Origin of the sequence: Algibacter sp. Ld11, assembly GCF_045066735.1 — a bacterium.
Classification (GTDB): Bacteria; Bacteroidota; Bacteroidia; order Flavobacteriales; family Flavobacteriaceae; genus Algibacter.
In genome coordinates, this window is the sequence record NZ_JBISHH010000026.1 from 253,738 (window position 1) to 270,781 (window position 17,044).

9 protein-coding genes are annotated in these 17,044 nt (G+C 33.7%); 3 read left to right on the forward strand and 6 right to left on the reverse strand.

Annotation, left to right across the window (positions count from 1 at the left end):
- The first annotated feature begins 40 nt into the window (after positions 1–40).
- Entirely contained in the window at positions 41–2,800 is a 2,760-nt protein-coding gene (locus tag ACJJV4_RS17780; protein WP_405296742.1) for an outer membrane beta-barrel protein, read from the forward strand.
- Positions 2,801–2,941: 141 nt separating this feature from the next.
- Positions 2,942–4,414 carry an IMP dehydrogenase gene (gene guaB / locus ACJJV4_RS17785; protein WP_405297065.1) on the forward strand — a complete coding sequence of 491 codons (1,473 nt, stop codon included), beginning with the start codon at positions 2,942–2,944 and terminating at the stop codon, positions 4,412–4,414.
- 323 nt (positions 4,415–4,737) lie between these two features.
- On the opposite strand, the gene ACJJV4_RS17790 is transcribed toward guaB, so the two are convergent.
- The 5 genes from ACJJV4_RS17790 to uvrA all read right to left on the reverse strand — a co-directional run bounded on the left by ACJJV4_RS17790 (position 4,738) and on the right by uvrA (position 14,634).
- Positions 4,738–5,208, reverse strand: coding sequence for a hypothetical protein (locus tag ACJJV4_RS17790; protein WP_405296743.1), 471 nt, complete (start codon positions 5,206–5,208; stop codon positions 4,738–4,740).
- A gap of 171 nt (positions 5,209–5,379) precedes the next feature.
- Positions 5,380–7,791: a thiamine pyrophosphate-dependent enzyme gene (locus ACJJV4_RS17795; RefSeq protein WP_405296744.1), complete on the reverse strand. Its 2,412-nt coding sequence runs from the start codon at positions 7,789–7,791 to the stop codon at positions 5,380–5,382.
- A 162-nt stretch (positions 7,792–7,953) separates the two neighbouring features.
- Positions 7,954–10,785 carry a metalloprotease gene (locus ACJJV4_RS17800; protein ID WP_405296745.1) on the reverse strand — a complete coding sequence of 944 codons (2,832 nt, stop codon included), beginning with the start codon at positions 10,783–10,785 and terminating at the stop codon, positions 7,954–7,956.
- A 285-nt stretch (positions 10,786–11,070) separates the two neighbouring features.
- Entirely contained in the window at positions 11,071–11,760 is a 690-nt protein-coding gene (locus ACJJV4_RS17805; protein WP_405296746.1) for a TIGR00730 family Rossman fold protein, read from the reverse strand.
- 33 nt (positions 11,761–11,793) lie between these two features.
- Positions 11,794–14,634 carry an excinuclease ABC subunit UvrA gene (gene uvrA, locus ACJJV4_RS17810; protein WP_405296747.1) on the reverse strand — a complete coding sequence of 947 codons (2,841 nt, stop codon included), beginning with the start codon at positions 14,632–14,634 and terminating at the stop codon, positions 11,794–11,796.
- Positions 14,635–14,838: 204 nt separating this feature from the next.
- On the opposite strand from uvrA, the gene ACJJV4_RS17815 reads away from it, so the two are divergent.
- Positions 14,839–15,363, forward strand: a complete 525-nt coding sequence (locus ACJJV4_RS17815) for a hypothetical protein (protein WP_405296748.1) — start codon at positions 14,839–14,841, stop codon at positions 15,361–15,363.
- A 2-nt stretch (positions 15,364–15,365) separates the two neighbouring features.
- Here ACJJV4_RS17815 and ACJJV4_RS17820 read toward each other — a convergent pair whose 3' ends face one another.
- A complete protein-coding gene (locus ACJJV4_RS17820; protein WP_405296749.1) occupies positions 15,366–16,907 on the reverse strand; it encodes a ComEC/Rec2 family competence protein in 1,542 nt (513 codons plus the stop codon).
- Between the last annotated feature and the right edge of the window lie 137 nt (positions 16,908–17,044).

The following is a 17,044-nucleotide window of genomic DNA, read 5'->3' on the forward strand; positions in this document are numbered from 1 at the left end:
ATAGGGTAAGTCTAAGTTTCACACTAATAAACCAATCAGTTTGAAACATTCATTTCTATTACTTTTTTTAGCTTGTAGTACCTCGCTATTTGCTCAACGTTTTACTTTAGAAGGTCAAGTAAAAGATCCAGACGCCATTACCTTAGAGGGCGCAACAGTTTATGTACAAAGCCTTAAAGATAGTATTACCATGGCTTATGGTATTACTAATAAAACCGGACAGTTTTCCATAAATATTAATGCGGAAGAAGAAACAAAGCTTTTATTTAATGTTGCTTATTTAGGCTACCAACCGTATTCTAAAGATATTGATGTGCCTACGGAAAATAAATTTGATATGGGTACTGTTACCTTATCTGATCAAATAGAACAATTAAATGTAGTTTCTATTATAGGTAAGGCACCACCAATTGTTATTAAAAAAGATACTATTGAATATAATGCCGATAGTTTTAAAACGTTGGCTAATGATCGTGCAGAAGATTTACTAAAAAAACTGCCAGGCGTAGAGTTTGATATAGACGGAAATATTACTGTAAACGGTGTGGCTGTAGAAGCTATTAATGTAGATGGTATGGAGTTTTTTGGTGAAAAAATGGGAGATATTGCTCTTAAAAATTTACCAAGTAACGTAATTAGTAAAGTTCAGGTTACCGATTATAAAACAAATTTACAAAAGTTTACAGGTGAAGAGTCCGACTCGGGAACCAAGGAGATTAACATTAAAATTAAAAAAGGTAAGAATACAGCTTTTTTTGGTGATTTAAATGGAGGAGTAGGGAGCGATGATAAGTATCAGGCCAATGCCAATTTATTCCAAATGATAGATGGTAAACAAATTGGGTTTATTTCCGGAACCAATAATATAAATATGCGCCGTGGTTTTACGGCCTTGCCCGATGCCAAATCGAGCACTGGTTATGTAGAATCTGATTTTGTAGGAGCCAATTACTCCAAAGGAAAATGGAACGAAACTCGTGTAAACGCAAATTATAAATACAGCGCGAATAATGTAGATAATAGTAGTTTTAGTTTTAGAGATAACTTTTTACCAGACTTAAATTACACCACCGAAACGGCAAGTAATAGTACTACAGATAGTGATAACCATAGTGGGGATTTGGATTTAAAATTTATTATTCCATCAAAAAATAAATCATCTAACAATAAAATACAGCTATCTAACGAGCTTAATTTTAATAGAGATACTAGCGATTCTTTTTCCGATTCTGCTACAGAATCAAAATCTGACGATGGCGAAGATATTAGTGATTATAATGCTAATAGTGAATCGACTTCTATTAGTAATAGCATCGATAATACCATAGGTGCTATTGTAAGAACAGGAAAAGGACGCGATTTTTTCAATCTTAAATTAAGCACCAATTTTGATAACTCAGAGAGTGATTCTAAAAATTACTCAGAGAATATATTGTACCAAAGAAATACAACAGAAATTCAAGATCAGGTTAGAAGCACAGATAATTCAACCTCAAACATTAATTTTAATGGGTATTGGTTTAAGGAGCTATTTACTAATTTCAGAATTATACCAAAATATAGTGCTACCATTTACCATAATAAAAATGAGAAAAACGTTTTCGATTTTAATGAAATTGATAATGATTACACCGATTTTAATGAGCAACAAAGTTTTGATAGTAAATATGTAACTACCACCTTAAAACCTGCATTAAGATTTAGATACGAGTACAAAGATTTTAGGTTTGAAGTAGAAGGGGCGTATACAAATACTTTTAGAAAATATACCGATGATTTAATTACTGAAAGAAATTTTAATGCAGAATTCGATTATATAACCTATTCAAGTAGAATTCGTTATCGTGATGATAAAGGCTATAAAAATATCTCGTTAGATTATAATCAAAATGTAGATTTGCCATCATCAACACAATTACAACCGGTTGCTAATGTAAGTAATCAAACACATATTTACACCGGAAATCCAGATTTAGAACCAGGTTTAAGTCATAATTTAAGATTCCGATATCAAAACAATATTGCCTTTAATAATATTACTATTAATGCAGAAACAAAAGCAGAGTTTGTAGAAGATAAAATTATTAACTCGACCATTACAGATGCCGATTTAATTAAGTACACTACCTATGATAATATCAACGGCGATTATTCGCTTAGTGGTAATGCTTCTATTTCTAAATCGTATTTCAGTCAAAATACAAATATTAATATGAGTGCTAAGTTTGCGGCATCATACGATAACAATATTTCTATTCAGAATGGAGTAAAATTTTCTGGAAAAAATACTGTTTATAAGCCTTCTGTAGGTTTTAAGTATTCTTATAATAATAGATTCGATTTCGGAATTAATTATAGCTATTCTGTAAATGAAACTTTGTATGATACGGATGCTTTTAATGATAACGAATATTTTGTTCAGAATTTAAAATTAGACACCTCTATCTTTTTCTTCAAAAATGCTTTTTTCTCTAATAAAATAGCATACCAATATAATAGTAGAGTAGGAGATGCTTTTGATGGCGATGCTGTATTTTGGAATGCTGGTTTGGGTGTGCAACTTTGGAACAATAAAGGTACATTAACCCTTGTAGGATACGATATTTTAGGCAAGAATAATGGATACAGACGTTCGGTTACCGAAACCTATATTCAAGATATAGAAAACAAAATTTTAGAGCAGTATTTTATGTTAACGTTCTCTTATAAATTTGGTAGAATTGCAGGTCAGAATATGAATGTAAGACCAGATGGTCCAAGTGGTAGAGGTGGTTATGGAGGTGGAAGACGCAGAAGATAATATCCCCTTTTTTTGAATAAATCGTGTACTATATGAGCTAAACGTTAAGAATTGGCTTTATTAAGGATTTCATCTTAATAAAGCTAATTTAAACCAAAAAAAATGCTTAGATTTGCACGCAATTATAACAGTAATTGCAACATGACTGCACACGAAAATAAAATAGTAGGAGAAGGGTTAACTTACGACGATGTCCTTTTAGTTCCAGCGTTCTCCGAAGTACTCCCTAGAGAAGTTAGTATTCAAACAAAATTTACACGTAACATCACCATTAACGTCCCTATTATTTCGGCTGCAATGGATACCGTTACCGAAAGTAAAATGGCAATTGCCATGGCACAAGAAGGTGGTATTGGTGTATTACACAAAAACATGTCTATAGAGGCACAAGCCTTAAAGGTGCGTCGTGTAAAACGTGCAGAAAGCGGTATGATTATCGATCCGGTAACCTTGCCAGTAACTGCTATAGTTAGCGATGCTAAAAAATACATGGCAGAGTACAGTATTGGCGGTATACCAATTGTTGCAGAAGATGGTACTTTAAAAGGTATTGTAACTAATCGAGATTTACGTTTCGAGCACAATGGTAAGCGCGCTATTAGTGAAGTCATGACAAGTGAGAATTTAGTAACAGCATCTGTAGGAACCTCTTTAAAAGATGCCGAACTTATACTTCAAGAACATAAAATTGAAAAGTTATTAATTGTAGACGATAATTTTAAATTATCGGGATTAATAACCTTTAGAGATATTACAAAATTAAGTCAGAAACCAAATGCAAACAAAGATCAATATGGTCGTTTGCGTGTTGCTGCTGCCTTAGGTGTTACAGCTGATGCTGTAGAACGTGCCGAAGCATTAGTTAATGCTGGAGTCGATGCTGTAGTTATAGATACTGCGCACGGGCATACAAAAGGTGTGGTTTCAGTATTAAAAACTATAAAAGAAAAATTTCCAGATCTAGATGTTATTGTAGGTAATATTGCAACTGGTGCAGCTGCTAAATATTTAGTAGAAGCCGGAGCCGATGCTGTAAAAGTTGGTATTGGACCAGGATCTATTTGTACAACACGTGTTGTAGCAGGTGTAGGTTTTCCTCAGTTTTCTGCAGTTCTAGAAGTAGCAGCAGCTATTAAAGGCAGCGGAGTACCGGTAATTGCCGATGGAGGTATTCGTTATACAGGCGATATCCCAAAAGCTATTGCAGCAGGAGCAGATACGGTTATGTTAGGCTCACTTTTAGCAGGAACAAAAGAATCTCCTGGAGAAACTATTATATACGAAGGGCGTAAGTTTAAATCTTACCGTGGTATGGGTTCTGTTGAGGCTATGAAAGAAGGTAGTAAAGACCGTTATTTCCAAGATGTAGAAGACGATATTAAAAAATTAGTACCAGAAGGTATTGTTGGTCGTGTGCCTTACAAAGGAGATCTTTATGAAAGTATTCACCAATTTATCGGTGGTTTACGCGCAGGTATGGGTTACTGTGGTGCTAAAGATATTGAAACGCTAAAAGAAACAGGACAGTTTGTTAAAATTACTGCAAGTGGAATTAACGAAAGTCATCCGCACGATGTAACCATTACTAAAGAATCACCAAACTATTCAAGGTAATACAAACAGAATTATAAAATTAAAGTTCAACTGAAAGGTTGGACTTTTTTTATGCGTATTATTTTGGGCGTTACCCGAAAAGGGTCGGGCTTTCCGCTATATCTTTTTTTAGATGGTCTCGTTTTAAAAAGGATAAGTTTTAGTAATTAATTTTATGTTATTAATAATATTCTAGTTAATAACATAAAAAAGGATGCCGCATCAATCCCTAACGCGGGGCTATTAACTATGGTTTGGTTAAAAAGACATGAGACCGTTTACATAAAACTATTTTTTAAGACTGGAGTATGTGTATTGTTCAACTTCATTGAAAGTAGATTTATTTACAAGCCTTCAATCATTTCGTTATAATCATATTGTAAATCTTCATGTAAACCCGAAATTATTTTTTTTATCATCAGTAATTGACGATCATACAAGTTTACCAATTGCGTACTACGTTTAATACTTGGCGAAAAGTTTTTTAATGTTTTACAGAAATGGATAAGTAGTTCGGCTTCAGTTTCCTTTTTTTGAGAGTAACGAGCAAACTTTTTTACATTTCTTAAAATTTTTCGAACCGATTTTCTAATATAAAAAAAGCTATCTCTATTTATCGTTTCAAACTCATCGTCAATATATGTTTTTACCGATTGAATGTAATCGTCTTCGTGAGCAGATTCAAATAGTAAATAGGTAAGAAGTTCCTTATTTTCTTTTTTAAATCGGGAAAGGCGCAGGCACAGTGCTATTAATTCACTTTGCGATTGGTGTTGTAATTCTTTTTTAATAGCGACGGCCGAAACTGCTTTCATTTATAAATACATTAGATTTTAAATTTAATAAAATAATACGGGATTCAATATAGAAAGTATAACCGAATTATATTTCAGCTCGTAGTATACAAGGAGCTAATAAAAAAAAGGCTCTAACAGAATGAATCCGATAAAGCCTTTTGTATGTTAAGTTTCCTAATAAGATTTTAACTATCTCAATTTAGGATATTTTGTTGGGTTTGTTTCATGCATTACAGCATAAATTGCTTCAAAAATATCTTCAGCCGATGGTTTGGAGAAATAATCGCCATCATTACCATAAGCCGGTCTGTGAGCTTTTGCTGCAAGTGTTTTTGGCGCACTATCTAAATACTGAAACGCATTTTGTTTATTTAATATTTCATCTAAAATATATGCCGATGCACCACCAGGTACATCTTCATCTATAATCATAACTCGGTTTGTTTTAGCAATACTCTTTACAATATCATGATTTAAATCAAAAGGTATTAGGGATTGCACATCGATAATTTCGGCATCAATACCAAGTGCTAAAAGATCTTTAGCTGTTTGCTCTACTATACGTAAAGTAGATCCGTAAGACACTAAGGTGATATCGGTACCTTCTTTAACAGTTTCAACAACGCCAATAGGTGTTTTAATTGCACTTAGGTTGTTTGGCATTTTTTCCTTCAATCGGTAACCATTTAAGCATTCTACAACAATAGCAGGGTCGTCTCCGTTAAGTAAGGTGTTATAGAAACCTGCTGCTTTAGTCATGTTTCTTGGTACCAAAAGGTGTACACCTTTAACTAAGTTTAGAATACCACCCATTTGTGATCCAGAATGCCAAATACCTTCTAGTCTATGTCCACGGGTTCTTATAATTAGCGGTGCTTTTTGTTTACCTTTAGTTCGGTAATGCAGCGTTGCTAAATCGTCACTTATTATTTGTAGTGCGTATAAAATATAATCTAAATATTGTATTTCAGCAATAGGGCGTAGGCCTCTTAATGCCATACCAATACCCTGGCCAACAATAGTTGCTTCACGAATACCAGTATCTGCCACTCGTAATTCTCCAAATTTTTCTTGTAAACCTTCTAAGCCTTGGTTAACATCACCAATTTTCCCTGTGTCTTCACCAAAAACTAAAACTTCAGGATGACTGCTAAAGATATTATCGAAATTATCACGGAGTATAATTCGGCCATCAACCAATTCAGCATCGTCTGCATAGGTAGGTTTTATTTCCTTAATCCTTACGTTGGCATGTTGTGTTTCAGAATATAAGTGTGAACTAAAGCTGTGTTGTGTTTTTGAAATATTTGCGTTTATCCAATTAGCTAGAGTGTTTTTTTCTGTATGAGTTTCTGCAAGTGTGTGGCGAAGTACTTTTCTAGACGTAGATAAAATATCTTTTCTAGTCGGTTCATCAATAGCCTCTAAATCACTAGCTAATTTCGATATAAAAACACGGTTAGCGCTCTTTGAGGCTACTTTTTTTAAAATACTAACAATCTCTAATTGCTCTTTTTTTATGGGTCTTAAAAAAGTATTCCATGCATTCTTTTTAGCATCGCGAACATTTCGTTTAGCTGTACGCTCAATTTCTACTAAGGCTTCGTTGGTTGCAATGCCGCTTTCAATAATCCATTGGCGCATTTTAGTATTACAATCGTGGTCGCTTTCCCATTCTAAACGTTCTGCATTTTTGTAACGTTCGTGAGATCCGGATGTAGAGTGACCTTGCGGTTGTGTTAATTCTACAACATGAATTAATACCGGCACATGCTCTTCTCTTGCAATTTTTGCAGCTTCCTGGTAGGTTTCCATTAAATTTGGATAATCCCAACCTTTAACTCTCAGTATTTCGAATCCTTTTTCATTTTTATTACGTTGAAATCCTTTTAAAATTTCAGAAATATTTTCTTTAGTAGTTTGGTGTCTGGCGTGTACAGAAATACCGTACTCATCATCCCAAACACTTATAACCATAGGTACTTGTAAAACTCCTGCGGCATTTATAGTTTCAAAAAATAAACCTTCACTTGTACTGGCATTACCAATAGTTCCCCAGGCAACTTCGTTTCCTTTTTTAGAGAAATTTGTAGTATTTATATCTTCAACGTTTCTAAAAATTTTAGACGCTTGCGCTAATCCTAATAAACGTGGCATTTGCCCTGCAGTAGGCGATATATCGGCACTAGAATTATATTGTTCTGTTAAATTTTTCCAACTTCCATTGTCGTTTAAACTGTGGGTTACAAAGTGTCCTCCCATTTGGCGCCCGGCCGACATAGGTTCTAATTCTAAATTTGTGTTAGCGTATAAACCAGCAAAGAATTGTTCGGTGGTTAATTCGCCAATAGCCATCATAAAAGTTTGATCCCGATAATAACCAGATCTCCAATCACCTTTTAAAAAGGCTTTAGCCATAGCTAATTGCGGTACTTCTTTTCCGTCTCCAAAAATGCCAAACTTGGCTTTTCCGGTTAAAACTTCTCGTCGTCCCAATAAACTGCACTCTCGACTAACCATAGCGATTTTATAATCATTTAAAACTTCTGTTTTAAAATCTTCGAAAGAGAGGTCGTTTGTCACGTCTGGAATTGTCTGCATATTGTATGTTATCCTTTTTGCAAAAGTAGTTAATATTAACGATTTTTACAATATTTCGAGTCGTTAAAATATTGTTGCTAATTTGATGAAATAATGATTAAGTTTATTTCTATTGAATTTTTCGTATTAATATCTATTAAATATTGATAATTCAATAAGAAATCAAAACCATCGACGCCTAAACAAACCAAGTAGTGCTTGTGGGTCTAAAGTGAATTTAAACCTGATTTTTTGGTCATAATTTTCTTGGCCTATTTCCCATCCTTGGTTGGAATAAAGAGGCAAATAAATTTCGAAATAATCGGTTACTAAATTAATTCGAATACCGGAATCGTAAACGAAATGAGGATCACGATGCTTATTTTTAACCAAACCAATATCTCCATATAGTAAGATGTAGTTCCAAAGGGTTGTACTTGTATTTACGGTTGAAATCCATTGGTTTGCAAAAGGCGTATCTAATTTAGATTTAAAACCACCTTCAGCTTCTATATATTGTTGGCTAAATATACCCGAAGCTTCAGACCTTCCCAAGTAAGAATAATCGAATAAATAATCCGATGGGCGATCTAGAGCAAAACTAAAATAGCTTGAGCTACTCGGTAAATTATTTTTTATAAAGGCTCCTGTGTAAAAACGGATATTTAATTGTCTATTACTTTCAAATAACCTTCTATACTCATAGTTGAATGCTAGCTTACTAAAGTTTTTAGCGGCCTGAAAATCAGAATACCAACTACTATACTTAATTAGGTTATTATTAGAATTTGTGTAACGCGCATTAAAAACGGCATAATTAGGCTCAGTATTTGTTAAAATACTATTTTGATCTTGGTCTCTATGAATATCTAAATATCTTAAACTTAATGATTCTCGTCTATTAGATCTAAAATCAGAATCTTCTCTAAAGCTTAGAGAAATAGACGGCTGAATTTTTCTGACAAATAAATCTTCCGCATAAGATTTATAGCTTCCAGATATACCATAATTTATAGCATATAGATCGTTGTTTTCAAAATAATGCGTTTTAAAAGCAGAAATACCACCTGTAAAAGTTCTCGATTTTACAGCGTATTGTGGCTCTATTCTATAATTAAAAAGTTTTCTTAAAACGGTTTTATTATAAGCTCTTACTCCAAGTGTAAGCCCATCGTAAATGTTATTAAATTCTACAATTGGCATAAAAAACACCTGGTTGTAATGTGGGTCTTCAATATCTTGAAATACTCTAAGCTGCAGTGGTTTGTTATTAAAAAAGAAGCCTTTAAGCGACTTCCAATTGTCTCTTAAGTTGTTTTCAGGAATACTGTTTTCGTAGTTTAAAGCTAATTTATTAGCACCGTTTCGTGGCAAAGTAAACGTTTTACTTCCCGAAATATCTTCTAACCAAGTTTTAGAAATTATACTATCGTTATTTAAAGTATATAACGAAACAGGCATGCTATTGTTTCTTTTATTTTTAACGGTAAGCGTAATAGAATCTTCGGTTTTTGTAACGTTTTGTATTTTAAAATCTATCTTTTTTCGAGTCGCTATGTATTCAGAAAAAAACCAATCAATATCTTTATCTGTGTTAGATTTTATAAGTTTTTCAAAAGCTTTTGTACTTGTTGGTTTTAGCTTATTTGTCTTCAAAAAAGATTCTATAGTATTTTCAACTACATCTCCATTTACAAATTCATCTAAATACTTAAGGCCAACGCCTGCCTTGTATTTATTGGCAATATTTTTGTTAAACTTCAACAGAGAGTCTTTGGCCATTGTTAAAGGTTGGTCTCTATTAGTTCGAGCCATTAACATGTACGCTAAGGTGTATTTGTCGTTAAATTTCATGTCTGCAGCATGAAACGGGCGAACAGCCCAATAATCACTAATGCTGCCTAAAAACTTCATGTTTGGATAAAACTCATTCACATAATTAATGGTGTAATAAATTTGAATACCATCCATTAACCATTGCTCTTTTCTAGGATTTAGCAGCAGTGTGTTTTCTAAATAATTGTGCAAAGCAATCTTCAATAATTTAAGTTCGTACTCAAAATTATCAGGATAAGGTTTTATAAAATTAGGCAAAAAATTAAGCCCATAAACAGGGTCTTTTGCGTAATCTATTTTAGTAAGTAACAGTTTTTCATGCGGATATTTATCAAAGGTTTTTAATAAGAATTTAGAGATTTTTTCGGTTAATAAAACCTTATCAATAACCTCTAAGCCGCCATCATCTATATTGGAAACTATCGTGAAATTTTCTCCCTTAATTGTATTAAAATCAGAGTGCTTACTTAAAAATAACTTAGTGTTAATTCTATCTTTTCCTTCTAATTTAATAGTTTGCGTACTATCTAATTCTTTTCTTTCAGTAATATTTAATTCCGAAGTTATACTGTAGCCTTTTGGGTATTCAATATCCAGGGTTACATCTGCCAACGGAATGTACAAATCATCTAGATCTTTGTTACTGTAATACTGCCATTCACCATCGTAAATTGCGGGAGTAAAATACCAATAACGCAAGTTTAAATCCCCATAATCAGTTATTCCATAACTTGTAAATTTACTATTTGGTACCTGTACGCGGTATTGAAGTGTAATGGTATAACTATTGTTTGGATTAACGGCCTTTACTAAATTAACCTGTAAAATATCCATTTGGCCTTGTAAAGGTGAAAAGGTTAAAACTGCATCATTTTGCTTGACTAATGTTACTACCGAAAAGCCACGGTCCTCATTTTTAGCTAAGTGAAAATCATTTTTATACTCATCTGCAATTCGTGTTGCTAATGCTGTTTTTTTTGTAGAATAACTATTGTTCCAATCACTTAAATAAATAGTCTTTAAAGTGTCTTTGGTTGCGTTATGGTAGGTAATAGTTTGTACAATTTCAATAGATTTATTTTCAATATCAAACTTGGCCTTTAAGTCAATTTTATTCTGACTAAAACCAGAAAGGCATATGGAAGAAAACACGAAAATAAATAAAAAATGTAGCTTCAAATTATTTTAACATTAATAAGGTTTATAGTGCTTAAGGCGCTGCAATATAATAAAATAAGGTGGCTTAAAAATATTAGTTTTAACTTTAACTAACATTGAGAGAGGTTACCTCTAAAACCTATGTTTGGGCGTTACCCGAAAAGGGTCGGGCTTTCGGCAGTCGCTTTTTTGTGTTGCATAGGTGCAACCACACAAAAAGAGCTTCAACAAAGCCTCAATCCCTAACGCAGGGCTAGCTTCTAAAACCAGTATTTACAGCTGTTTTAGAAGCTTTACCTGTGTATATTAAAAGTTAGGTGTTAGTCTAGATTCTTTGTAAAAAGCATCGAGTATATCAATAACTTCATCTTCCGTATCTACTAAGTGTATTAAGTCTAAATCTTTGGGGCTAATATTTTCAAAACTGTCTAAAAGTGTTGTTTTTATCCATTCAATCAATCCTTTCCAGAAATCTGTGCCAACAAGAATTATCGGGAATTTCCCTATTTTATGTGTTTGTATAAGTGTGATCGCTTCAAATAATTCATCCAAAGTTCCAAAACCACCTGGCATAACAACAAAACCTTGAGAGTATTTTACAAACATTACTTTTCTAACAAAAAAGTAATCGAAATCTAGACTTTTATCATTGTCAATATAAGGGTTGTCATGTTGTTCAAAAGGCAATTCAATGTTTAGTCCAACCGAAGTTCCGCCTCCTAAATGCGCACCTTTGTTACCTGCTTCCATGATTCCTGGTCCGCCGCCAGTAATAACGCCATAGCCATGCTCAACAATTTTGCCAGCTACCTTTTCTGCTAATTTATAATATTTGTGATCTGGCTTAGTACGTGCCGATCCAAAAATAGAAACACAAGGTCCTATTTTACTCATTTTTTCAAAACCATTAACAAACTCGCCCATTATTTTAAAAATGGCCCATGAATCGTTTGTTTTATTCTCATTCCAACCCTTTGGGTGTTGTTCTTTTTTCATATATATTATTCTGTTTTAAAAGTTTTTTAAATTTTATTTTCCATTTTCGAGCTCTAGTTTTAAAAAGCGCGCTGTATGACTCTTTTTGTGTTTAGCCACAACCTCGGGAGTACCTTCTACAATAACCTTGCCACCACCTTTACCACCTTCGTAACCTATATCAATAACGTGATCCACAGTTTTTATAACATCTAAATTATGCTCTATAATCAATACGGTATTTCCTTTATCTGCTAATTTGTTCAAAACAATCATTAATACCCTAATATCCTCAAAATGTAAACCCGTTGTAGGTTCATCTAGAATATAAAATGTGTTGCCAGTATCTCTTTTAGAAAGTTCTGTGGCTAATTTTATACGTTGTGCCTCACCACCTGAAAGTGTTGTGCTTTGCTGGCCCAAAGTAATATATCCTAAGCCAACATCTTGTATAGTTTTTACTTTTCTGTATATTTTTGGTATGTGCTCAAAGAAATCTACGGCCTCATCAATGGTCATATTCAAGACATCACTGATTGACTTTCCTTTGTAACGAATTTCTAAGGTTTCTCTATTAAAACGTTTCCCTTGGCAGGTTTCGCACTCCACATAAACATCCGGAAGGAAATTCATTTCAATAACTCGTAAACCGCCGCCTTGGCAGGTTTCACAGCGTCCCCCTTTTACATTAAAACTAAAACGGCCTGCTTTGTAACCACGAATCATGGCTTCGGGGATTTTAGCAAATAAAGCTCTAATTTCACTAAACGTTCCTGTATAAGTAACAGGGTTACTTCTTGGTGTTCTACCAATTGGCGATTGGTTAATATCAATAACTTTATCAATATGCTCTAATCCTTTTATGCTTTTGTATGGCATAGGTTTTTTTACACCATTAAAGTAATGAGCGTTTAAAATAGGGTAGAGGGTTTCGTTAATTAAAGTAGACTTTCCACTACCGGAAACTCCAGTTACTCCAATCATTTTACCTAACGGAAGTTTAACGGATACGTTTTTTAAGTTATTACCCGTACAGCCTTTAAGCTCTATGAATTTACCATTTCCTTGTCTACGTTTTTTCGGAATTTCTATTTCTTTTTTACCATTAAGGTAATCGGCAGTTAAAGTATCGTGCGTTTTTAATTCTTCTGGGGTGCCAATACTTATAATGCTACCACCATGTTTTCCAGCCTTCGGGCCAATATCAATAACATAATCGGCACGCTCAATCATGTCTTTATCATGCTCAACTACAATTACAGAGTTCCCTATATCTCTTAAAGCGACTAAAGAATTTATTAGTTTTTCGTTATCACGTTGGTGCAAACCAATACTGGGTTCGTCTAAAATGTAAAGTACACCAACTAATTGCGAGCCAATTTGAGTTGCCAATCTAATACGTTGGGCTTCGCCACCAGACAGAGATTTAGAACTTCGGTTGAGAGATAAATAATTAAGTCCAACATCAAGCAGAAACTGCAGTCTAGATTTAATTTCTTTGATAACTTCTTCTGCAATTTTTAATTGTTTTTCAGAAAGATGTTCATTTAAATTTTTAAACCACTCGGCCAATTCTACAATATCACTGTTGGCTAATTCGGCTATGTTTTTTTCGTTTATTTTAAAATAAAGCGATTCTTTTTTTAATCGTGAACCTTCGCAAACCGGACAAGTAATTTTGTCCATATAATCTTTTGCCCAACGTTTTAAGGAGGTGGATTCTGCCGTTTTGTACTGGTTGTCAATAAAATTAGCTACTCCTTCAAAATCAATTTTATAATCACGAGTTACACCTAAGGTTTTACTTTCTACAGAAAACTTATCGTTACCACCATACATAATAATTTGTTTGGCTTCTTTGGGAATATCTTTGTAAGCATCGGTTAGTTTAAAATTAAAGCGTTGCGCAATAGTTTCAAACTGTTTAAAAATCCATGAGTTTTTTTCTGGACCATGTGGCGCTAATGCTCCGTTTTTTATAGAAATACTATCGTCTGGAACAATTTTACTTTCGTTAACCTGATACAATTCTCCAATACCATTACAGTTATCGCAAGCGCCCTTAGGTGAGTTAAACGAGAAATTGTTAGGTTCAGGATTTGGATATGAAATTCCTGATGTAGGACACATGAGACTTCTACTAAAGTATCTTGCTTCTTGGGTGTCTTGATCTATAACCAAAAGTACATCTTCACCATGATACATAGCTGTATTAATGGTTTCGGTAAGGCGTTTATCGTTATCTGCAGTGTCGTCAATTTTTAATCTATCAATTACAATTTCGATATCGTGATTTTTATAACGATCTAATTTCATCCCTTTTACAAGGTCTTTTATTTCGCCATCTGTACGGACTTTTACGAAGCCTTGTTTAGCAATTTGCTCAAAAAGTTCGCGATAATGTCCTTTTCTAGAACGTACCACTGGTGCTAAAACATTAATACGTTTTCCTTTAAAATCTTTGAGAATAAGCGCTTTTATTTGATCATCACTATAGCTCACCATTTTATCACCAGTATTATAGCTATAGGCATCGCTGGCACGCGCAAAAAGCAAGCGCATAAAATCGTAAATCTCTGTGATTGTACCAACCGTAGATCTTGGTGATTTACTTGTTGTTTTCTGTTCTATGGCTATTACAGGCGAGAGACCGTCTATTTTGTCAACATCCGGACGTTCTAGCCCACCTAAGAATTGTCGGGCATAAGCCGAAAAAGTTTCAATATATCGGCGTTGGCCTTCAGCATAAATTGTATCAAAAGCTAAAGACGATTTTCCACTTCCCGACAAACCTGTAATAACTACAAGCTTTTCTCGAGGAATAGAAACATCTATATTTTTTAAGTTGTGAACTCGCGCTCCTTTTACTTCAATAAAATCATCAAATTGGCTCATAAATAGGCAAAAGTGCAAAGTTACGATTTTTGATGTTAAAATCTTGTGAAGATTAATTGTCTATTCTGTTAAATAGATTTTTAGTTTGAAGCTAGATTTTTTTTGGATTTAATGCATATTTTACTGAATTTCTGATGTAAATATTTGATGTAAAATTTATTTTGTTTTAGTATTATTGTGTTGGAAATAAAAAAACAACTTTAGATGAAATTATTAGGTATAGGTTCTCGAATTAATCACGCAACTTATGGAAAAGGTGTTGTAACGAATGTAACGTCACAGCATTATTGGGTAACATTTATAGAAAATGGATTAGAAACTATAGATTTAGATAGTGAATTTGATGTTATTGAGGCGGCCGATGGTGATGTGGATACGGTAAGCTTTTTTGAAGTGGAAAGTAGCTTGGTTAAAATTTTAAAGCAATGGAGCGATGTAAGTGAAATTGTGCCTATTGCGGATAAGTATAAAGGTGGTAAACTAATTTTAGAACCTGCAGATACAAGTATGAGACCTTATGAGTTGCCTATTGATAAGTTTTTTCATAAAATAACTATGGTTCGTGATCGTTTGCGTGTTATGGAGCAACGGATTAATGCTAGTGATATGGATGAACAAGGTAAGATAGATTTACAACAGTACATTACTAGAATCTATGGCAGTTTAACCAGTTTCAATATTTTGTTTAAATCGAAGGCAAATAATTTTGTTGGACAGCGAAGTAAATAAGTTTAACTTATTAAAGTAAGTTCTCCGGAATCGTCAATTTTATATTCAAAATAAAACCATTTTTTTAATTTCGATTTTTCTTCAATTTTAAAAGCCGTTATTAAGCGATCGCCATCTGTTTTTAGATAAATAGCACCGTAAACATCTACATTGGTTTTTGCTAAATGATTAATGCCTTCTTCTATTAATTTGTTAAGTTTATCAGTAGGTTTGGCCACCATTTTAGCAATATTTTTCTTTAAGGTAGTAATGATGTTTTCATCTTCATGCTCTCGTGTAGAACGCTGTAATTCCGTTGAAAGTAAAACAGGCGAATCTCCTCGGCCGTGTTTTCCTAATCGGCCCAATAAATCGGGTCTTGGGTGTACGTGTCCTTCTTGATCTCCAGAGGAAATTACAAAACAAGCAGGATTTACGGCTAGCATAAATTCGTCTGTAACATCGGCCGCACCGTGGTGACAAACCTTCATTACTTCTGCATTAAACCAATTTTTAGCCTCGTTAATCATAGTTTTCGAAGCTTCGGTTCCAGATTTTGGGAAAGATTTTCTTTGAGTATAATGCTTTAACAGAAATTTTTCAGCCGCCTTATTTAAGTCGCCTCCAAAAAGCACTTTAAATTTACCATAGTGGAGCCTTAATATTATGGAATGGCCATTTTTAGTTTTGCCGTAACTACTTATTTTTTCTAAGCGTAAGTTGCCATCTTCATCTTTATTAGTTACTGGACCAAGAACTTCGATGCTGTAATTTTTTCCATCTGAAGGTGCAAAGCCAGGCATGTAAGTTCTGTTGTTTTCATGTGTGCTTTGACTAGAATCTACCGAAAGCATTTTAAAATCCTTTATTTTAGGATTAGTAAGCGCGGCATTTATTACACTTGGAAAAACATATCTTCCAAAGGTTGATGTGTCGCTAAAATGTTCCTCTATTTCAGTTTTGCTTATCGCTAAATTTTTAATATATTTTTTTCCGGTGGACGGATCTTCAAAATAGCCTCCTACCTTGTCAAAAGTTCCGCTTACTGGGCGTTCTACCAATCCGTTATGGAAAATGGTGTTAAAGCCAACGGTTTTATTTTCAAAAATAGATTTAAATCCATAGTAATGATCCATGTCAGGATGCGTTATGATAGCAGCTTCAAATTGAAAACCACGGTGAGCAAACCTACCTTCTAAAAAGGTTTTCATATTTTTACCTTCACCAGCATCAATAACCATAATGCGTTCTTCTTCATTGCGTTCTGGCGTAATTAATACGGCTCCATCACCTTGACCTACATCTACAAAAATAATTTCTAATGGTCGTGTATCGGTAGTGTCGGTTTCTTTTATAAAAAGTGTTTTTGCATTTGGTGTGTTTGGCGACCAATTTATAGCAAGCCAACCTGTACCAATTTCACTAAAATCGTGATTGTCTTTTATAGAAAGCCAATCTCCCCAAAGCACTTGGCGCTCTTTTTTTAGTTTGCCAGTATTGGTATTAAGCTCGTAGAGGTATATTTTTTTGTGATCCTTCGATAAGCCTACAAATTTATGTGCCATTGTAAATCGGTTTTATTAATTAGTTGGCTAATAATTATCGAAGTTGTTGGATTTATTGAAACCTGAACTTCCAGTTTAGGGTGTAATAAAATTACATATTTTAATTTAAAACTCTTGTAATAATCTTAAAATTAATA